The 19,971-nt window shown below is 28.5% G+C and carries 21 protein-coding genes and 1 pseudogene; all 22 read left to right on the top strand.

The window, feature by feature from the left end; all coding sequences use genetic code 11:
* A pseudogene (locus LPC13_RS05790) lies at window positions 1–244 on the top strand (transposase); the annotation flags it as partial.
* A gap of 315 nt (window positions 245–559) precedes the next feature.
* A complete protein-coding gene (gene ychF / locus LPC13_RS05785; RefSeq protein ID WP_005213007.1) occupies window positions 560–1,657 on the top strand; it encodes a redox-regulated ATPase YchF in 1,098 nt (365 codons plus the stop codon).
* A 407-nt stretch (window positions 1,658–2,064) separates the two neighbouring features.
* Entirely contained in the window at window positions 2,065–2,493 is a 429-nt protein-coding gene (mraZ, locus tag LPC13_RS05780) for a division/cell wall cluster transcriptional repressor MraZ (RefSeq protein WP_005213008.1), read from the top strand.
* A gap of 11 nt (window positions 2,494–2,504) precedes the next feature.
* The gene (gene rsmH / locus LPC13_RS05775; protein ID WP_005213009.1) at window positions 2,505–3,437 is read left to right on the top strand and encodes a 16S rRNA (cytosine(1402)-N(4))-methyltransferase RsmH; all 933 of its coding nucleotides are present in this window, start codon (window positions 2,505–2,507) and stop codon (window positions 3,435–3,437) included.
* Between the two features lie 33 nt (window positions 3,438–3,470).
* A complete protein-coding gene (locus LPC13_RS05770) occupies window positions 3,471–3,944 on the top strand; it encodes a hypothetical protein (RefSeq protein WP_005213010.1) in 474 nt (157 codons plus the stop codon).
* 107 nt (window positions 3,945–4,051) lie between these two features.
* Window positions 4,052–6,244, top strand: coding sequence for a stage V sporulation protein D (locus tag LPC13_RS05765; RefSeq protein ID WP_005213011.1), 2,193 nt, complete (start codon window positions 4,052–4,054; stop codon window positions 6,242–6,244).
* A gap of 92 nt (window positions 6,245–6,336) precedes the next feature.
* The gene (locus LPC13_RS05760; protein WP_005213013.1) at window positions 6,337–7,788 is read left to right on the top strand and encodes a UDP-N-acetylmuramoyl-L-alanyl-D-glutamate--2,6-diaminopimelate ligase; all 1,452 of its coding nucleotides are present in this window, start codon (window positions 6,337–6,339) and stop codon (window positions 7,786–7,788) included.
* Window positions 7,775–9,163, top strand: coding sequence for a UDP-N-acetylmuramoyl-tripeptide--D-alanyl-D-alanine ligase (locus LPC13_RS05755; RefSeq protein ID WP_005213014.1), 1,389 nt, complete (start codon window positions 7,775–7,777; stop codon window positions 9,161–9,163). The genes LPC13_RS05760 and LPC13_RS05755 overlap by 14 nt, the downstream gene beginning before the upstream one ends.
* A 35-nt stretch (window positions 9,164–9,198) precedes the next feature.
* On the top strand, window positions 9,199–10,185 hold the full coding sequence (gene mraY, locus LPC13_RS05750) for a phospho-N-acetylmuramoyl-pentapeptide-transferase (protein WP_005213015.1): 987 nt from the start codon (window positions 9,199–9,201) through the stop codon (window positions 10,183–10,185).
* Window positions 10,186–10,207: 22 nt separating this feature from the next.
* Window positions 10,208–11,332: a stage V sporulation protein E gene (gene spoVE / locus LPC13_RS05745; RefSeq protein ID WP_005213016.1), complete on the top strand. Its 1,125-nt coding sequence runs from the start codon at window positions 10,208–10,210 to the stop codon at window positions 11,330–11,332.
* A gap of 158 nt (window positions 11,333–11,490) precedes the next feature.
* Window positions 11,491–12,240: a cell division protein FtsQ/DivIB gene (locus tag LPC13_RS05740; protein ID WP_005213017.1), complete on the top strand. Its 750-nt coding sequence runs from the start codon at window positions 11,491–11,493 to the stop codon at window positions 12,238–12,240.
* Window positions 12,241–12,252: 12 nt separating this feature from the next.
* Window positions 12,253–12,972 (top strand): DUF881 domain-containing protein, encoded by a 720-nt coding sequence (locus LPC13_RS05735; RefSeq protein WP_005213018.1) that lies wholly within the window; start codon window positions 12,253–12,255, stop codon window positions 12,970–12,972.
* A 12-nt stretch (window positions 12,973–12,984) separates the two neighbouring features.
* On the top strand, window positions 12,985–13,335 hold the full coding sequence (locus tag LPC13_RS05730) for a small basic family protein (protein WP_005213019.1): 351 nt from the start codon (window positions 12,985–12,987) through the stop codon (window positions 13,333–13,335).
* Entirely contained in the window at window positions 13,336–14,142 is an 807-nt protein-coding gene (locus LPC13_RS05725; protein ID WP_005213020.1) for a DUF881 domain-containing protein, read from the top strand.
* Window positions 14,143–14,271: 129 nt separating this feature from the next.
* On the top strand, window positions 14,272–14,928 hold the full coding sequence (locus tag LPC13_RS05720; protein ID WP_234088685.1) for a YggS family pyridoxal phosphate-dependent enzyme: 657 nt from the start codon (window positions 14,272–14,274) through the stop codon (window positions 14,926–14,928).
* A gap of 12 nt (window positions 14,929–14,940) precedes the next feature.
* Complete coding sequence (locus LPC13_RS05715) at window positions 14,941–15,384, top strand: cell division protein SepF (RefSeq protein WP_005213023.1); 444 nt, start codon at window positions 14,941–14,943, stop codon at window positions 15,382–15,384.
* On the top strand, window positions 15,381–15,650 hold the full coding sequence (locus tag LPC13_RS05710; protein ID WP_320414746.1) for a YggT family protein: 270 nt from the start codon (window positions 15,381–15,383) through the stop codon (window positions 15,648–15,650). The genes LPC13_RS05715 and LPC13_RS05710 overlap by 4 nt, the downstream gene beginning before the upstream one ends.
* Before the next feature lies 1 nt (window position 15,651).
* Window positions 15,652–16,419 carry a YlmH/Sll1252 family protein gene (locus LPC13_RS05705; protein WP_005213027.1) on the top strand — a complete coding sequence of 256 codons (768 nt, stop codon included), beginning with the start codon at window positions 15,652–15,654 and terminating at the stop codon, window positions 16,417–16,419.
* 14 nt (window positions 16,420–16,433) lie between these two features.
* Window positions 16,434–17,036 (top strand): DivIVA domain-containing protein, encoded by a 603-nt coding sequence (locus LPC13_RS05700; RefSeq protein WP_005213028.1) that lies wholly within the window; start codon window positions 16,434–16,436, stop codon window positions 17,034–17,036.
* 128 nt (window positions 17,037–17,164) lie between these two features.
* Complete coding sequence (locus tag LPC13_RS05695) at window positions 17,165–18,076, top strand: RluA family pseudouridine synthase (RefSeq protein WP_040419308.1); 912 nt, start codon at window positions 17,165–17,167, stop codon at window positions 18,074–18,076.
* A gap of 15 nt (window positions 18,077–18,091) precedes the next feature.
* Window positions 18,092–18,628 (top strand): bifunctional pyr operon transcriptional regulator/uracil phosphoribosyltransferase PyrR, encoded by a 537-nt coding sequence (pyrR, locus tag LPC13_RS05690; protein ID WP_195244625.1) that lies wholly within the window; start codon window positions 18,092–18,094, stop codon window positions 18,626–18,628.
* 17 nt (window positions 18,629–18,645) lie between these two features.
* A complete protein-coding gene (locus LPC13_RS05685) occupies window positions 18,646–19,803 on the top strand; it encodes a THUMP domain-containing class I SAM-dependent RNA methyltransferase (RefSeq protein ID WP_195244624.1) in 1,158 nt (385 codons plus the stop codon).
* The last annotated feature ends 168 nt before the right edge of the window (window positions 19,804–19,971 follow it).

Genomic DNA, 19,971 nt, shown 5'->3' with positions numbered 1-19,971 from the left:
GAAGAAAAGAGACAGTTGAGCGAAGCTTCGCAGATTCAAAAAATCTGCATGGGCTTCGCTATGCTCGCTTCCGCGGATGCGAAAAAGTTTCAGAGCAATGCCTGCTAACTGCAGCAGTGCAGAATATGAAGAAGATAGCAACAAGACTATCTTTGTTATTTTCATATTATATTATTAAATTTTATAATATTTTTAATATTAAATTTTATCCACAACTAATAATAGAAAAACCCTCTGTTTTTAAACAGGGGGTTTTTCAACAAACTGAAATAAAAAGTCAGCTTATTGCTGACTTTTTATTTTAATTATAATTATGAGAATAAGCTTTAAATGTTTTAAATAATAATTTTTGTTGTTTAATTTATTTTTAGAGAAAATATAAACATAAAAGCAAGTTGATTTTTTTATGGAAATTATAGTGGGGAAATAGATAAGTTTTTGTTAAATATGATAATTAAATGTAGCTATAGAGATTATTATAGGTTGAAAAGAAAGGGATTCTGGAGTATAATCTAAAAAGTATTAAAATAGAGTAACGGATGAAAGGAATGTTATATAGATGAGATTAGGGATTGTAGGACTACCAAACGTAGGGAAAAGTACATTATTTAATGCTATCACTAAAGCTGGAGCAGAATCAGCAAACTATCCATTCTGTACAATAGAACCAAACGTAGGTGTTGTTAGTGTACCAGATAAGAGATTAGATGTATTAGAAAAAATGTATGGAACAAAGAGAAAAGTATATACTGCTGTTGAGTTTTATGATATAGCAGGGTTAGTTAAAGGAGCTTCAAAAGGTGAAGGTCTTGGAAATAAATTCTTATCACACATAAGAGAAGTTGAGGCTATAGTACATGCTGTTAGATGTTTCGAAGATGAGAATGTAGTTCACGTTGAAGGATCAGTAGATCCAATTAGAGATATTGAAACTATAAACTTAGAGCTTATATTTGCAGATTTAGAAGTTTTAGAAAGAAGAATGGAAAAAGGAGTAAAACTTGCTAGATCAGGTGACAAGAAAGCTAAAGCTGAATATGAAATAATGGAAAAGGTTAAAGCACACTTAGAAGCTAACAAACCAATAAGAACTTTAGAATTAACTGAAGATGAAGAAGTTTTTGTTAAATCTTTATTTATGATTACTTCTAAACCAGTTTTATATTCTTGTAATATATCAGAAGACGATATGATGGCTGGAAATCTAGAAAATGACTATGTAAAAATGGTTAAAGAATATGCTGCAAACGAAAATTCAGGTGTAGTGGTTGTTTGTGCAAAGCTTGAAGAAGAATTATCAGGATTAGAAGATGAAGAAAAAGCAGAAATGCTTGAAGAATATGGATTAACTGAATCAGGATTAGATAAACTTATAAGAGCTTCATACAAATTACTTGGATTAATAAGTTACTTAACTGCAGGTGTTCAAGAAGTTAGAGCTTGGACAATAAAAGAAGGAACTAAAGCACCAGCCGCTGCAGGTAAAATCCATTCAGATATTGAAAGAGGATTTATTAGAGCTGAAGTTGTTGCATATGATGATTTAGTAGAATGTGGTTCAGAGGCAGCAGCTAAGGAAAAAGGTCTATACAGATTAGAAGGTAAAGAATATGTTATGAAAGATGGAGATGTTGTAAACTTCAGATTTAATGTATAATTAACTTTAAATTATATAGGGTATAATATAAAAGTAAAATCTACAAGTATCTTATTGTATTTGTAGATTTTATTTTTTTATTTGAAATTTATTATAAAATTTATAAGAGATTTATAGTAAATATTGTTGAAATTTTCTTAGAGATTTTCATTGTAAATTTTATTTAATAATATTTAAAAATAATGATAGAAAATGATATTTTTTCTGAATAATATTACATAAAAAGGAATAAGAAATGTTTGTTTGTATAGTTTTATTAAAAACTAATAAAAAGTATTGAAAATGCTAAGTTTTATAAAGAAAAATTCAAATAAAACTTGAAGGAATTTCAATTATTTTATAGAATATATAATGTAGTGGTGTAAAGTGGTTAAAAGTGGTTAAATATTACTTACTGGAGGTGCAAAATGTTTATTGGAGAATACCAACATAGTTTGGATAATAAAAATAGAATTGTTGTACCTTCAAAGCTTAGAGAAGAGCTTGGAGAAAAGTTTGTAATTACTAAAGGACTTGATGGATGTCTTTATGCTTATCCACAAAAGGAATGGATTATACTTGAAGAAAAACTTAAGAAGTTACCACTTACAAATAAAGAGGCACGAGCTTTTGTGAGATTTTTTTTCTCAGGAGCATGTGAAGTGGAAACAGATAAACAAGGAAGAGGATTAATTCCATTAAATCTAAAAGAATATGCAGGCATAGAAAAGGAAATAGTAAGTATAGGCGCATTAACCAAAGTAGAAATTTGGAGTAAAGAAAAATGGCAAGCATATAATGAATTAAACATAGATTTTAATTCGATTGCTGAAAAAATGGGCGATTTAGGAATATAAGGAGTTTTAAAATGGAATTTAATCACGTATCAGTTTTGTTAAATGAATGCTTAGAAGCATTAAACATTAAAGATGATGGTATTTATGTTGATTGTACTTTAGGTGGAGCAGGACATTCAAGTGAGATAGTTAAAAGATTATCTAGTGAAGGTAGACTTATAGGTATAGATCAAGATAAAGATGCATTAAGAGCGGCAGGAGAAAGATTACATAATTTTAAGAATGTAACTCTTGTACATAACAATTTTCATAACATAGGAGCTATTTTAGAAGAGCTTGAAATTGAAAAAGTTGATGGTATTCTAATGGATTTAGGTGTTTCTTCTTATCAATTAGATGAAGGTGAAAGAGGCTTTAGTTATATGAAAGATGCTCCTCTTGATATGAGAATGAATAGAGAAAATAATTTTTCAGCTTATGATGTAGTAAATGATTATAGCGAAGAAGAATTATATAGAATCATAAGAGATTATGGAGAAGAAAAATTTGCAAAAAGAATTGCAAAGTTTATTGTTGAGAGAAGAGAAGAAAAAGCTATTGAAACAACTTTAGAATTAGTTGAGATAATAAAAAATGCAATTCCAGCAAAAGCAAGAAGAGAGGGGCCACACCCGGCTAAAAGAACTTTCCAAGCTATTAGAATTGAGGTAAACAGTGAACTTTCAATTTTAAATAAGGCCATGGAGGATGGAGTAAATAAGCTAAACAAAGGCGGAAGAATGGCTATTATAACATTCCACTCATTAGAAGATAGAATTGTTAAAAATAAATTTAGAGATTTAGCTGTATCATGTAGATGTCCAAAAGAGTTTCCAATATGCGTATGTGGAGAAAAAGCAAAGGTAAAGGTTATAAGCAGAAAAGCAATAGAACCAAGTAAAGAAGAAGTAGAAATAAACCCAAGAAGTAGAAGTGCTAAACTAAGAGTTATAGAAAAAATATAAATATTATGAAAAATTAGTGGGGGTGTGAATAAAATGGGTGTAAGAGAATATGATTATATAAGAGGAAATACAGCTCTAGTACCAGAGAGAAAAATTAAAGAAAAAGAACGCCAAAGAGAAGAACAAAAAAGAGCAATAGAAAAGAAAAATCATTTAAAAAGAAAACAATTTATAAAGAATACTTTTAAGGTTGCAAGTTTAGCATTTATATTATCTTTTATTGTTTTACTTATAGATGGATATGTATATAAGTTACAAGAAAACTTAACTACTATAGAAGATGCTGTAAGAGAAGAGTTAGATGTAAATGAAGCATTAAAAGTAGATATGCTACAGTTTGCAGCTTTTGATGTAGTTAAAAGTGCTGCAGAAGAAATAGGAATGGTTTATCCAAAGGAAGAGAGTACTATAAGTATTGATATGTCTAAAGAATATTTTTCTCATATAAAGGAAGAAGAGAAAGGTAATAGCAGTTTATTTGGGAAATTAATAGAAATATTCAATTAATTATATAATTATAGACTCTTAATTGGCCTAAAGTATTTACCTATAAGTAAAGAGATATTGTTATTCATGATTATTTAATTAGTTGAATATTTCATGGAGGAATGAGTATGAATAAAAAGTATTTTAAAGACCGGGCATTGATTAGAAAAAGAATGACGCTTGCCTTATGGTTTATTACAGCAATATTTCTTATACTTATACTTAGGCTATCTTACATAATGATAGTTAAAAGAGAAGATTATTCATCAAGAGCAGAAGAGCAATGGACGAGTGAAGTGCGAATAGATGCACGAAGAGGAAGGATATTAGATAGAAATGGAAACGAGCTTGCAGTATCGGCTAATGTATATAGAGTAGACTTTGATTTAAATTCTATAAGACAATATTTGAAAAAGAATGATAAATCAACAAGTGATATTGCTCCATTAATTGCAGAAGCATTAGCTATGGAAAGTGACAAAGTTTTAGAAAAACTTGAAACTAAATTACCTAGTGGAGCAAATGCTGGATCGGCAACTCTAGTTAGAAGAATAGAAAAAGAAGAGGCTGATAAAGTTAAGGCATTAGAGATTTCAGGAGTTATAGTTTCACCAGATACTAAGAGATATTATCCAGAAGGTGAATTTTTATCTCATGTTTTAGGAAGTACAAATGTAGATGGACAAGGATTAACAGGAGTTGAACTTCAGTATAATGAATATTTATCAGGAGTTCCAGGCCTTAGAAGAACAGAATTAGATAGAAATAGTGAAAATTTACCATATACTATATCAGAATTTACAGCTCCTATAGAAGGTAAAGATGTTAGTTTAACAATAGATAAAAATATTCAGGCTATAGCAGAAAAGGTAGCTGAAAAAGGACTTGTAGAAAATAAAGCAGCCAGAGTATCTATATTAGTTATGAATCCTAATAATGGTGAAATTTTAGCTATGGTTAACAAGCCTGATTTTGATCCGAATAGTCCATTTGATGGATATGAAGATTTTATTGGAGAAACAGATGCAGAAAAACTTCAAAAAATGTGGAGAAATAGCTTAGTAAATGATACATTTGAACCAGGATCAATATTTAAGGTAATTACTATGTCAGCAGCTCTTGAAGAAGGACTTGTTAGTGAAACTGATACTTTTAATTGTGGAGGAAGCTTACAAGTTGGACCACATACAATAAAATGTTGGAAAACTTCAGGACATGGAGAGCAGACATTATCTGAAATTCTTCAAAACTCATGTAATGTTGGTTTTATGAAGCTTGGAGAAAAAATTGGTAAGGAGAAACTTACAGAATATATAAAGAAATTTGGCTTTGGTAAGATATCAGGAATAGACTTACCAGGAGAAGCTAAGGGAATAATTAAGTCTGCAGCTAATATAAATGAAGCGGACCTTGCAACAATATCTTTTGGACAAACTAATACAGTAAATGCAGTTCAATATATGACAGCATTTAATGCTATAGTAAATGGTGGAACTTTAATAGAACCACACATTATGAAGTCTGTAACACATGAAGATAGTCAAGGAAATCTAGTGGTAGATGAAGAATTTGAACCTACAATTACAGAAAATGTTATTTCGGCAGAAACTGCAAGTACATTGAGAGACTTTTTACAAAGAACAGTAGCACAAGGTGGTTCTAATAAGACGTATATTCAAGGATATCATATAGGTGCAAAGACTGGAACAGCACAAAAAGTAAATCCTGTTACAGGTGGATATGAAAGTGGTAAATATATTTCTTCAATGGCAGGATTTGTTATGAATGGAGAAGAAGCTCAATTTACAGTGTTTGTAACCATAGATGAACCAAGTGCTGGCGCTTATTATGCAGGTGTAGTAACAGCTCCATTAGGTAAAATTTTAATTAATGATATAATAAATTATTTAGAAACAGAGCAAGATGAGGATGTTATCTTAAAGGATATAGTAATACCAGAAGTAAGAGATATGTCAGTAGAGGATGCTAAAAATATATTAAAAGATTATAATTTGAAGTATAATATTTATGGAAATGGGTCTATAATAACAAATATGAACCCTTATCCTGGATATACAGTTAAAGAAGGCTCTACTATTAATCTTTACACAGATGAAAATGAAACTTATAATAAGAGTGTTGTTATGCCAGATTTAAGTGGATATTCAAGTGAGGCAGCTACGGAACTTTTAAAATCACTAGGTATTGATTATACTCTTCAAGGTGATGGAGTAGTTAATAAGCAAAGTATTCCTAAGGGTGAGTTAATTTCAGTTGGTACTACAGTAAAGCTTACTTTAAGTGCTGAATATGGTGATTAACAAATTTCCCTTTGTTATTTAGCATGTGGGAAACTCACATGCTAAATTTTTTGTTTATTAGTAGTATAGATATTTTAAAGGAGAGATAGATTATGAATTTAATTGAGTTATTACAAGATGTGGACTTTAATTTAGTAAAAGGAACTTTAGAAAAGGAAATAAATCATATTCAATACGATAGTAGAAAAATAACAAATGGTGATATTTTTGTATGTTTATCAGGCTTTGAAGTTGATGGTCATGATTATGCTAAGAAGGCTATAGAAGCTGGAGCCACAGTAATTATATGTGAAAAAGATTTAGATTTTGATAATATAGATGAGTCAGTAACTGTTATTAGAGTAAATGAGGGAAGAAAAACATTAGCAACTATGTCAGCTAATTTTTATGGACACCCTACTAAAAAGTTAAAGCTTATAGGGGTTACAGGAACTAATGGAAAGACTACTAGTGTATATATATTAAAATCTATATTAGAAAAAGCAGGTAAAAAAGTAGGGTTAGTTGGAACAATTGCAAATTACATAGGAAGCAAAAAAGTTAAATCAGAAATGACTACACCTGAATCGTTAGAGTTACAAAAACTATTTAGTGATATGGTAGAAGAAGGCTGTGAATATTGTGTTATGGAAGCATCTTCACATTCATTAGAGTTAAATAGAGTATATGGTTGCAATTTTGAAGTTGGAATATTTACTAATATAACAAGAGACCATATAGATTTTCATAAGACTTTTGATAATTACTATAATGCAAAGTTTAAGCTTTTTGAAAGAAGTAAAACATGTGTTATTAATGTAGATGATAATTATGGATATAGAATAATAAATGATTTAAAGGGATTAGATAAGAATGTAACTACTTATTCAATAAAAGAAGAAAGTGATTTAAGAGCCTATGACATTAAATTAGAAGAACAAGATATTATATTTAATGTAAATAATGTAGAATATAAATTTGTTCTTCCAGGAGAATATAATATTTATAATGCATTAGGTTGTATAGGAGCAGCTAAAGCTTTAGGCATTGATGATGAAAGCATAAAGAAAGGTTTATTAGATGTAGTAGTTCCAGGTAGATGTGAAAGAATTGGTCAAAAATACAATTTACCGTATGAAATAGTTATTGATTTTGCTCATACTCCAGATGGACTTAAGAATATACTTGAAACATTAAGAGGATTTACAAAGAATAGACTTATTGCTGTTTATGGTAGTGGTGGAGATAGAGATAAGGTTAAGAGAGCTGAGCTTGGAAGAATAGGTACAGAGATTGCTGATTTAGTAATAATTACATCTGATAATCCAAGAACAGAAGACCCACTTGCAATATTAAAAGAAATTGTATTTGGTACAGAAAAGACAAATTATATAGCTATTGAAGATAGAGTAGAAGCAATAAAAATGGCAATGAACATGGCAGAGCCAGGAGATGTAATTGTGTTAGCTGGTAAAGGACATGAAACATATCAAATAATGCCAGAAGGTAAAGTTCATTTTGATGAAAGAGAAGTAGTTGATGACATAATAAATGGAAGAAAGTAGTGTGATAGTTATGGAAATGTCATTTGAAGAGATAGTAAAAGCACTTGAAGGTAAGGTTATAGTAGATAATCATTATAAAAACTTTAATAAATTTTGTATTGATAATAGAAAGATAGAAAAAGATAATATATTTTTAGCAATAAAAGGTGAAAAATTTAATGCTAACAATGTTGCTATAAAAGCCTTAGAAGATGGTGCATCTATAGCCATTGTAGATGAAGTGAATTTTGATTTAAATGAGGCTGAAGGAAAAGGAATTATTATAAAGGTTGATAACACAATAAAGGCTTTATTAAGATTAGCAACTTATTATAGAAATAAATTAAATGTTAAAGTTGTTGGGGTTACAGGTTCAACAGGTAAAACATCGACAAAAGATTTAATTGCAGCACTATTAAGTAGTAAATATAAGGTATTTAAAACAAAAGGTAATTTTAATAGTGAAATAGGATTACCACTTATGATACTAGAATTAACTTCAGATATAGATGTTGCTGTATTAGAAATGGGAATGAGTGATTTAGGAGAGATAGAAGTATTAGCTAGGGTTGCAACTCCTGATATAGCAGCTATTACAAATATAGGATTATCTCATATGGAACACCTAAAAACTCAAGAAAATATATTAAAAGCTAAGATGGAGATAACAACTTGTTTTAATGAAAATAACATTCTAGTTATTAATGCAGAAGATAAGATGCTTAAAAATATTTCACAAAAAGGATATAAACTTAAAAAAATTGGATATAATCATGAATATGATGTTTACGCTTCTAATATTATATTAAGGGAAGAAGAAACAGAGTTTTTAGCTCATGTTGGTAATAAAGAGGCTGTATTTACTTTAAAAATGGCAGGAAAGCATAATGTTTTAAACACAATGATAGCTATTGAAGTAGCCAATAATCTAAATGTATCTTTAGAGGAAATGATAAAAGGCTTAGAAAATTTAGAAGCAACTTCAATGAGATTACAATTAATAAAAAAAGATGGATTTACTATTATTAATGATTGTTATAATGCTAGTCCTGATTCGATGAAATCTTCATTAGATGTACTTTCTGCCTATAAAAACAATAGAAGAATAGCAATTTTAGGAGATATGTATGAATTAGGTACAGAAGCTACTAAAGCACATATGGAAATTGGTGAATATGCAAGAGATAAAGTTGATCTTTTAATAGTAATAGGAGAACAGAGAAATAACTTTAAAGATGGTTATAAAAATGAAAATATATTTATGTATGAAACTAAAGATGAATGCATAAAAGAATTAAAAAATATTGTAAAAAAAGATGATGTAATATTAGTTAAGGCATCTAGAGGTGTGAAACTTGAAGATGTAACACAAGCTCTTACTGAGTTAACAGTATAACTAAGGAGGTGAACTGCTATTAAAGCAGTAGAAAGATGGGGGATAGAATAATAAGTATGTCACAGTCAGAAATTTTTAAGATTTTAGCAATAACATTAATTTTAGGTACACTAATTGCCTTAATTTTAGGACCTATAGCAATACCAATATTAAGAAGACTTAAATTTGGTCAAAACATTAGGGAAGAAGGTCCAAAGAGTCATTTAAAGAAAGCAGGAACTCCAACTATGGGAGGAGTAATATTTATACTTTCAACTTTAATTGTAATGTTAATAATGAGCAGTAGCTTTACAGAAAAAGGTATGATAGCTTTATACTCATTAATAGCATTTGGATTTATTGGATTTTTAGATGATATCTTAAAGATAATAAAGAAACAAAGTGAAGGTTTAAAGGCTTGGCAAAAGATGGTGTTATTACTTATAGTATCTGGAGCTTTAGGGTATTATGCATATTTAAATTTTCAACACGATGTAATAATACCATTTACACAAATTAAAATACCTCTAGGTATTATGTATATACCTTTTATAGTTCTTGTATATGCAGCTACTACAAATGCAGTTAATTTAACTGATGGATTAGATGGTTTAGCATCATCAGTATCAGTATTAGTTTTAACATTCTTTGCTGTAGTTTGTGTAATAATGAAAGAATATTCTTTAGCTATATTTGCAGTTGCATTAATTGGTGGACTTTTAGGATTCTTAAAAAACAATGCTTATCCAGCTAAAGTATTTATGGGGGATACAGGATCTCTGGCAATAGGTGGTGCTATAGCAACTATAGCAATAATATTAGAAGAACCATTGCTAATAGTTATAGTTGGTGCAATTTATGTAATAGAAGCTTTATCAGTAATAATTCAAGTAACTTCTTTCAAGCTTACTGGTAAAAGAGTATTTAAAATGGCTCCAATTCATCATCACTTCGAACAATGTGGTTGGAACGAAGTAAAAATAGTTACAATATTTTCAATAATAACTGTAGTTTTATGTATAATAGGTTTTTTTGCAATTTAGTAATTAAATTGGAGGAATGTCTATGAAATTTTATAAGCCCAATGAAAAGAGACTCTTAGGCGAAATTGATTATGGAATGTTTACTACATTATGCATTTTATTATCTATAGGAGTTATTATGGTATATTCGGCAAGTTCGTTTTACTCAATGTTTCATAATAATGATAGTATGTATTTTTTTAAGAGACAATTATTATGGGCAATTATAGGGCTAGTAGCAATGATATTTATGATGTCTTATGATTATCATAAATTAAAAAAAATTACCCCTGCAATACTAATAATTACAATACCATTATTAATATCTGTATTTTTCTTTCCAGAAGTTAATGGTGCTAAAAGATGGATTCAAGTTGGAATATTTTCTTTTCAGCCATCAGAGCTTGCAAAATATGCAGTAGTATTGTTTTTAGCTTTAAGTATAGATGTTAAAGGGGATAAGGTAAAAGATTTTTGGCATGGGTTAGTTCCATATTTATGTGTTTCAGGATTTTTTGCGGCACTTATATTAGCAGAACATAATATGAGTATAGCAGCTATAATTATGATAGTAACATTTATTATGCTTTTTGTGGCAGGGGGTCAAATTAAGCATTTATTTGGAATAATATTACCAGCTTTAACAACGTTAGCTATATTTTTTATATTTAGTTCAGATTATAGAAGAGAAAGAATGTTAAATTTTATAGATCCGTGGAAAGATGCAGCTGATGCTGGATATCAATTAATTCAATCTTTTTTAGCGTTAGGGTCAGGTGGTCTTACAGGGCTTGGGCTTGGACAATCAAGGCAAAAAACATTATATATGCCAGAGCCACATAATGATTTTATCTTCTCTATCATAGGAGAAGAGGTAGGACTTATAGGATGTCTATTTATAATCTCTTTATTTATAATATTTATATGGAGAGGAATAAAAGTTGCTATAAAAGCTAAGGATACCTATGGAAAACTTTTAGCTATGGGAATAACTTCTATAATAGCAGTTCAAGCTATAATAAATATAGCTGTTGTAACAGGTTCTATGCCAGTAACAGGTGTTCCGATGCCTTTTATAAGTTATGGAGGATCGGGGCTTGTTATAAATTTAATGGCGATGGGAATTTTATTAAATATATCTAGACAAATAGAAGATAAAGCTATTTAAAAGATAACCTATAAGAGCTTCTTATTTTTAAGAAGCTCTTAAATTTTACTTAATAACCATAATTTATTCATTTATACAAAATTATCGTAAAAAAAATTGTAATTTATGATAAAATAGTAAGAGAATAAAATTAATTACAAAGGATATAAGGAATAAATATGAAAGATGTAAAAAAGTTTATAAATTCTAAAAAGAGAAAAAGAAAAATTAAAAAAGTAATATTAATGACTATAGTGACTTTAGTGGCTATAATTATATTTATAGCTAAAGCGCCTATATTCAATGTGGAAAGCATTATATTTTCAGGAAATTCAGCTATAGCAACTGAAGCTTTAGCACCATTAGTTCAAGATAAGATAGGACAAAATATTTTCACTGTTAATCAAACAGCCATAAAGGAAACACTACAAAGAAATAAATATATAAAGGGAGTAACAGTAAAAATAAAAGGAATATCTACGTTAGAAATTAATATTAAGGAGGAAGCTCCAGTTTATTATATAAAAATGAATGAAAAGTACATTATAGTGAACAATAATTTAGAAAAAATAGAGGAAGTAGCAAGTATAGAAGGCAGAAACTTAGTAGAGATAATAGGTGTTGATCTTAATACCATATTAGAAGATAACAATAACAGTGAATTAGATTCGTTTAAAGAAATATTAAATAAGTTTTATCCATATATATCAGAAAATAGAGAAGAGTTAAGGTTAGATGCATTAGATATATCTAATATTATAGATATAAGAGGATATATTGGAGATGTAGAAATATTCTTTGGAGATGATGAAGGGCTTCACAACAAAATGGAAAAAGTATATTCAATAATGTTAGATAATACTGTGAATTTAAAAAAGGGATATATAAATGTAAGCTTTGAAGGTTCGCCAGTAATAAAAAAAGAATAGGAGGAAACATATTTGAAGAAAATTGGTTCACAAATTTTAGTAGCAATTGTCTGTGCATTATTAGGATTTTTATTAACATATCAATTTAAACTGTTAACTGATAAAAATAAAGAAAATGTTATTGAAAATAATTCAGATATTTTATTAGAAATTGAAAATCTAAAAAAAGAAAAAAAAGAATTAGAAGAGACAAATATGTCACTTTCAGAGGAACTTAAAAAATTAGAAGAAGCTGCAGCAAAAGAGGGGGAGGTTGAAGGAGAAATTAAAAAATTACTAGATAATGCAAGAATGCAGATAGGACTTTTAGATGTTAAAGGACCAGGTATAATATTAACAATAACTCCTAAAAACTCTATATTCTCTACTAATTCAACTCAAAATGTAAAATCAATTAGTGAGGAAGAGTTAGTTAACATAGTAAACTCATTGTGGTATTCAAATGCTGAGGCTATATCAATTAATGATATGAGAATAACACCGCAAACAGGAATAAAAACAGCTGGAAGTTATATTTCTATAAGTTCTGCAGGGAGAATAGATCCTAATGCTGAAATTGTAATAAAAGCAATTGGAGATAAATCAAAGTTAAATGTAGGTGTAAACTATGCAGGGGCGTTAGATTATGGTGCATTAAAATATTATGATAAAGATATAAAAACATTAGATGATATTATAATTAATAAAACAACACAATCATTAAAATCAGAATATATGACACCAGTACAATAAGGAGGAGAGATTATGATAGCAGTTATAGGATTATTAATAGGAGTTTTTTTAGGATTACTTTTTGATGTAAATATTCCAGAAAAGTTTTCTCCTTATATGTCAATTGCAATACTTGCATGTTTAGATTCTGTTTTTGGAGCTTTTAGGGCATGGCTTAATAAAAATTTTAAACCTGATATATTCATATCAGGATTCTTTGGTAATTCATTGTTAGCAGCAGCACTTGCTTATTTAGGAGATAGATTAGGAATTCCTATTTATATTGCAGCGGTAATTGTTTTTGGAAGCAGAATATTTGATAATTTCGGTAGTATAAGAAGATTGTTGCTAGAAAAGTTTAAAAATAAGCAAAGAGGTGATTAAATGAAAAACTATAAGTTTAAGTTTTTTGTTTTTATTGCTTCTATTACTTTAGGATTTTTAATTGTAGTAAATGTGGGCATGGGAAAGAATATAGGAATATTCAATTTAAATGCAGTGCAATACAAAGATGCTACAGAAGAAAGAAATAAGTTGTATGATGAAATTGCAAACTTAAAAGATGAAAATTATAATCTTTATGAAAAGATTAGCAGTTATAATGTAGATGAAAATGGGCATGAAAAAATCATAGAGCATATGAAAAGTCAATTAAATGATTATAGTACTGTTGCAGGAATTAATATGGTTAGTGGACCAGGAATAATACTTACTATTAATGATGCTGATTTTGATGTTTATACTAATAGTGAATTTGAAGTAAGCAGAAGCATTTTACATGCATCAGATGTTGCTCTTGTATTAAATGAATTACGAATTGCAGGAGCTGAAGCATTAGGATTAAATTCATATAATAGTGTTACTAGAGAAGTAAATGATGAATTTGATAAAATAATAAAAATAAATGAATTGTCAAGGGAAGCTTATAGAATAATAAATACAACTGGAGTAGAATGTGCATGGGCATTTATTGAATTAGATGATAAAACTAAAAAGATAGAGGGACCATTTGCTTTTTACGCAATTGGAGATCCAGAACAGTTGGAAGCTTCGCTTTTGGCTCAAGGAAGTCACATAAATAATTTAATTATAAGAAATTTAGATATTAGTATAGTGAAAGTAGATAAAATTATACTACCTAAAAGTATATATTCTATTGCACCTACCTATATGCAAAGGGCTGATAGTTAAATTAAAAAAGTTCTTAAAAAAATCCAAGAAAAATGGTATAATTATTTGGAAAAGTATGAAGGGAATTTAAGACTTTTGAAGAATAATATTCTATAGGAACACAAATCTCTTTCAAAGGAGGGGGTTAATATTAGTATTGAAAACAAAATTAAAAATATATTAAATGAAATACCAAAAGATGTAACTTTAATAGCAGTATCAAAAACTAAGCCAGTAGAACTAATAATGGAAGCGTATAATGCCTCACAAAGAGATTTTGGAGAAAATAAGGTTCAAGATCTTATTTCTAAGAAAGAAGTTTTACCAAAAGATATTAGATGGCACTTTATAGGAAAATTGCAAACTAATAAAGTTAAATATCTTGTAAATAATGTATACTTAATTCATTCTTTATCTAGTATTAAACTTGCAGAAAAGATTGAAAATGAATTTGGAAAATCAAATAGTATAGCAAATGTGCTAATACAAATTAATATAGGTAGGGAAGAAAGTAAAAGTGGTATATTAGAAGAGGATATAGAAGATTTAATATCTTTTGTTGAGGAATGTAATTTCATAAAAGTAAATGGAATTATGGTTATAATACCGAAGGGTAGTGAAGAAGAAAATAGATATTATTTTAGAAAAACAAAATCTATTTATGAAGAGTTAAAAAAACGTACATTTAAAAATATAAAAATGGAATTTTTATCAATGGGAATGACAAATGATTATAAAATAGCTATAGAAGAGGGAGCAACTACAATAAGAGTTGGCTCTGGAATATTTGGAGCAAGGGATAATTAGAGGAGGATAAATATGTTTGGAAAGTTTAAAGAAATGATAGGATTAGGTGACTTTGAGGAAGAATTTGATGAAGTTGATGAAACTCTTGAAGAAGAAGAAGATGAAGTTGAAGAAATAGAGCCAATAATATCTAAACAAAGAGGAAATAAGGTTGTAAATATTCATAATGCTGCATCTGCAAAAATAATGGTGGTAAAACCAACATCTTATGAAGAAGCGAGAGAAATTGCTGATGCCATAAAAAATAGAAAAATAGTTGTTGTTAATACTACAGCAATGGAAACAAAAATAGCACAAAGATTAGTTGATTTTATAAGTGGTGCATGTTGTGTTTTAGGAGCTCAGCTTCAAGAAGTAGAACAAAGAGTTTATTTACTTTCTCCATCAAATGTTGAAGTAAGTAACGAACTTAGAACTGAAATAAGTTCAAAAGCACTATTTAATTGGAATAAATAGGAGGGATTTTTATAGGAATTATAAGTAATTTTTTATCTTTATTATTTTCAGTATTATATATAAGTATATTTGCTGAGATAATAATGTCTTATATACCTAATCTTAGACAAAGCCAAGTTTATAAGATAATAACATCGTTTAATTATCCTATTTTAGAACCTTTTAGAAGAGTGCAAGAAAAATTTTTTGGTCAAATGATGTTAGATTTTTCGCCGGTGTTAGCAATTATGTTTTTAAGTTTAATTAAAGGATTATTATTAGGATAGCATGATAAGTAAAGATGATATTTTAAAGAATTTTTCAAAAGAAGACATTGAAGATGTTATAAAAGTATATGAATGTATGAATATAGCTTATCTAAAGGATATTCCTACATTTACAAAGTTTTTTTGTAAACCTAATATTTGGATGTATTTTATTAAGGAGTTTAATTCAAATAATTTTTCTGTGAAAGCTGAATGTGGATTAGATGAAGGTGATAGAAAAATATTATCTTTCAATAATATTTATTCTATACCTTACCCTTATAAAATACTTAAAATAAGCAATAGTTCTAAATTTAATAAATTAACTCATAGAGATTATTTAGGAGCACTTATGGCTTTAGGATTAGAAAGAGATAAGTTGGGGGACTTAAGAGTTAATGATGATTATGCAATAGTTCCTGTTTACGAAGAACTTGCAGATTATATATGTACTGAACTGAAATTAGTTAATAAAGCACCTGTTAAGGTTTGTGAGATATTTGAGGAAGATTTGCCAAAGGCTAATTTTAAAGAAGAGACAATAATAATACCTTCACTTAGATTAGATAATTTTGTTTCTAAGCTATCTAATGTATCTAGGGGGAAAGCTATAACGCTTATAGATACAAATAAGGTTTTAGTAGATTATGCTAAAGTAAAGGGTAAAAGTCAAGAGATAAAAGAAGGGCAAAGAATAACAATCTCTGGAACAGGAAAATTTTTAGTTGGTAATATAATGGGAAATACGAAAAGTGGAAGATATAAAATAAACATTAAAAAGTATATATAGAAGAGGTGACGGGGATGAAATTAACTCCTATGGATATAAACAATAAAGAATTTAAAAAAGCAATAAGAGGATATAGCCCAGAAGAGGTTGATGAATTTTTAGATGATGTAGTTGAAAATTATGAAGAGTTATATAAAGAAAATTCAAGACTTAAGGATAGTTTAAATAGAGCTAATGAAAAAATAGAACATTATGAAAAGCTTGAAATAACCATACAAAACACTTTACTTTTAGCTCAAAATGCAGCTGATCAAGCAAAAGAAAGTTCAGAAAAACAAGCAGATTTAATTATTAGCAATGCAAATGAAACAGCACAAAGAATTTTAGATAAGGCTCACGGTGATGTAGTAACTATTAATGATGAATATGAAAGAGTTAAGGAAGAGTTTATAAAATTTAGAGCTAAGTTTAGAGGATTTATGAATACTCAACTTCAAACATTTGATGAACTTGAAAAAGATTTAACTAAAAATTACAATGTAGCTGAACCAGTTGAAAATTATGAGTTAACAGAAAAGGAAGTAGATATTTTTGAAGAGCCAAAGAAAGAAGAAGTTCTTTCGGATGAATTTAATGATGATATGTCAGAAATAAAAAAGTTTTTTGCTAATAGTTAATACATATAGGAGACCAGAAAGTGGTCTCCTTTAAATTTAATTTAATTACTTTTGAGTAATGTGTATTGAGTATAAGGTATTTATATATTATAATGTCTAAAGAAAAAGAAATGACGGAGATAATTAATATGGAAGAAATTATATTTAATATAGATGAAGAAAAAGTTGGGCAAAGAATAGATAAATATTTAAGTGAAGCAATAGAAGGAAAATCTAGATCATTTATTCAAGGACTTATAGATGATGAAAATGTTAACGTAAATGATAAAAAAATAAAGAGTAATTATAAGTTAAGAAAAAATGATGTTATTACTGTTAAATTAAAAGAACCTGAAGAGTTAAATGTATTACCTGAAAAGATGGATTTAGATATAGTATATGAAGATAGTGATGTTATAATTATTAATAAATCTAAGGGTGTAGTAGTTCATCCAGCTCCAGGTAATTATACTGGAACTTTAGTTAATGGGATATTACATCATTGTACAGATTTATCAGGAATTAACGGTGTAATAAGACCGGGTATTGTTCATAGAATAGATAAAGATACATCAGGAATACTAGTAATAGCTAAAAATGATGATGCACATAATAGTTTAGCTGTTCAGTTTAAAGATCACTCAATAAAAAGAGAATACTATGCTCTAGTTGAAGGAAGATTTAGTACTTTAGAAGGTACAGTGGATAAACCTATTAGTAGAGATAAAAAAGATCGTATAAAGATGGCTATAAATAGTGATGGTAAAAGAGCTGTTACTCATTATGAAGTATTAGAACAATATGATAAAGGTGTATCTTTAATTAAATGTACATTAGAAACTGGAAGAACACATCAAATTAGAGTTCATATGGCATCAATAGGTCATCCTTTAGTTGGTGATTTAGTATATGGTTATAAAAGACAAAAGTTTAATATAGAAGGGCAAGCGTTACATGCAAAGACTTTAGGTTTTATTCACCCAAGAACAAAAGAATATATGGAATTTACATCAGAATTACCAAAGTATTTTGAAGAATTATTAGATAAATTAAGAAAATAGTAGGAGTGAATCGTAGTGAAGTTAAAAGCAAATTTATTAGATGAAAATGCAATAAGAAGAAGTTTAATAAGAATTTCACATGAAATAATTGAAAAGAATAAAGGCGTTGAGGATATTGTTTTAGTTGGTATAAAAAGAAGAGGATATCCATTAGCTAAAAGAATTGCAGAAAATATAGAGAAAATTGAAGGTGTAAATGTAGCAGTAGGGTATGTAGATATAAGCCTTTATAGAGATGATATAACAGAAGTTAATGATATTCCAGAAATAAACTCTGTTGATTTAGGAGTAGAAGTTAAAGGAAAGAAAGTTATATTAATAGATGATGTATTATTTACTTGTAGAACTGTAAGAGCAGCTATAGAAGCTATTATAGATGCTGGCAGACCACTTTCAATACAACTTGCTGTGCTTATAGACAGAGGACATAAAGAATTACCTATTAGAGCTGATTATGTAGGAAAGAATATACCTACATCTAAGACAGAAATAGTAGCAGTGGAAATTAATGAAATAGACGGAAATGATTCAGTAAAAATATATGAATCATAAAAGGAGACAAAAGAAAAATGGAATATAATTTAGTAGCAACAACTACCTTTGGATTAGAAGGAATTACAGCTAAAGAGTTAAAAGCTTTAGGATATGAAGATTTAAAGGTTGAAAATGGGAAAGTACATTTTGAAGGTGATGAAATGGATATTGCTATTGCAAATGTTCATTTAAGAACTGCAGATAGAGTATTTATAAAAATGGCAGAGTTTGAAGCAAGAAGCTTTGAGGAACTTTTCCAAGGAACTAAAGCAGTAAAATGGAGTGAAATTATACCACAAGATGGTGTTATGCACGTTGTAGGAAAATCAGTAAAATCAACACTTTTTAGTGTGCCAGATTGTCAATCAATAGTAAAAAAAGCTATTGTAACAAGTATGAGTGAAGATTATGGAGTAACACATTTTAGTGAAGATGGACCAGTATATAAAATTGAAGTTTCTATATTAAAGGATGTTGTAACTTTATCAATTGATACTAGTGGAGTTGGACTTCACAAAAGAGGATATAGAGAAGAAGCAGGGATTGCACCACTAAAAGAAACTTTGGCAGCAGCTTTAGTTTTAATTTCAAGATGGAAAGAGGATTATACTTTAGTTGATCCATTCTGTGGTTCAGGAACTATATTAATTGAGGCAGCAATGATAATGCAAAATATAGCACCAGGTCTTTGTAGAAACTTTGTATCAGAAACATGGCCAACGATTGGTAAAGATATTTATGAACAAGTTAAAGAAGGTGCTGAAAGATCAATAAAGAAAAAAGATATTAAACTTATTGGTTATGATATAGATGGAAGAATGCTTAAAATTGCAAGAAGTAATGCTCAAAAAGCAGGCGTATCTAATTACATAGAGTTCCAAAAGAGAGATTTTAAAGAGTTTTCATCAAGTGAAAAAAATGCATTTATTATAACTAATCCACCATATGGTGAAAGACTTGGAGAAAAGAAAGAAGTTGAAGAATTATATAAATACTTAGGTATGAATAAGAGAAAGTTAGATACTTGGGATTTTAATATATTAACTTCTTATGAGGGCTTTGAATCACCGTTTGGAAGAAAAGCAACTAAAAATAGAAAGCTATATAATGGTAAATTAAAATGCTATTACTATCAATATTTTGATAATGAAAAAATTAAAAATCATGGAGATATGGTTGTTAATCATATTTAGAAAAATTAAATAATTAAGTACTTAAAATAGAGAGTATGAAAGCTAATTAGCATAACATACTCTCTATTATTTTAAGTAAGTATTTTTGTAGAATTTTTTATATCTTAATTAACAGAATTACCTAATTTGTTATTATATCAAATAATAGTTTTTTAAAGTGCTTAAGTT

Origin of the sequence: Clostridium celatum, from assembly GCF_021412605.1 — a bacterium.
In the GTDB taxonomy this organism is placed as follows: domain Bacteria; phylum Bacillota; class Clostridia; order Clostridiales; family Clostridiaceae; genus Clostridium; species Clostridium celatum.
This window is presented reverse-complemented; position numbering and strand designations above follow the sequence as displayed.

Coding starts and splice junctions, on each gene's coding strand:
- LPC13_RS05705 (WP_005213027.1), top strand. CDS start 15,652: ATGATAAGTAAAGATGATATTTTAAAGAATTTTTCAAAAGAAGACATT.
- LPC13_RS05730 (WP_005213019.1), top strand. CDS start 12,985: ATGATAGCAGTTATAGGATTATTAATAGGAGTTTTTTTAGGATTACTT.
- LPC13_RS05700 (WP_005213028.1), top strand. CDS start 16,434: ATGAAATTAACTCCTATGGATATAAACAATAAAGAATTTAAAAAAGCA.
- LPC13_RS05770 (WP_005213010.1), top strand. CDS start 3,471: ATGGGTGTAAGAGAATATGATTATATAAGAGGAAATACAGCTCTAGTA.
- ychF (WP_005213007.1), top strand. CDS start 560: ATGAGATTAGGGATTGTAGGACTACCAAACGTAGGGAAAAGTACATTA.
- rsmH (WP_005213009.1), top strand. CDS start 2,505: ATGGAATTTAATCACGTATCAGTTTTGTTAAATGAATGCTTAGAAGCA.
- LPC13_RS05755 (WP_005213014.1), top strand. CDS start 7,775: ATGGAAGAAAGTAGTGTGATAGTTATGGAAATGTCATTTGAAGAGATA.
- mraZ (WP_005213008.1), top strand. CDS start 2,065: ATGTTTATTGGAGAATACCAACATAGTTTGGATAATAAAAATAGAATT.
- LPC13_RS05765 (WP_005213011.1), top strand. CDS start 4,052: ATGAATAAAAAGTATTTTAAAGACCGGGCATTGATTAGAAAAAGAATG.
- LPC13_RS05685 (WP_195244624.1), top strand. CDS start 18,646: ATGGAATATAATTTAGTAGCAACAACTACCTTTGGATTAGAAGGAATT.
- LPC13_RS05725 (WP_005213020.1), top strand. CDS start 13,336: ATGAAAAACTATAAGTTTAAGTTTTTTGTTTTTATTGCTTCTATTACT.
- LPC13_RS05715 (WP_005213023.1), top strand. CDS start 14,941: ATGTTTGGAAAGTTTAAAGAAATGATAGGATTAGGTGACTTTGAGGAA.
- spoVE (WP_005213016.1), top strand. CDS start 10,208: ATGAAATTTTATAAGCCCAATGAAAAGAGACTCTTAGGCGAAATTGAT.
- LPC13_RS05740 (WP_005213017.1), top strand. CDS start 11,491: ATGAAAGATGTAAAAAAGTTTATAAATTCTAAAAAGAGAAAAAGAAAA.
- LPC13_RS05695 (WP_040419308.1), top strand. CDS start 17,165: ATGGAAGAAATTATATTTAATATAGATGAAGAAAAAGTTGGGCAAAGA.
- LPC13_RS05760 (WP_005213013.1), top strand. CDS start 6,337: ATGAATTTAATTGAGTTATTACAAGATGTGGACTTTAATTTAGTAAAA.
- mraY (WP_005213015.1), top strand. CDS start 9,199: ATGGGGGATAGAATAATAAGTATGTCACAGTCAGAAATTTTTAAGATT.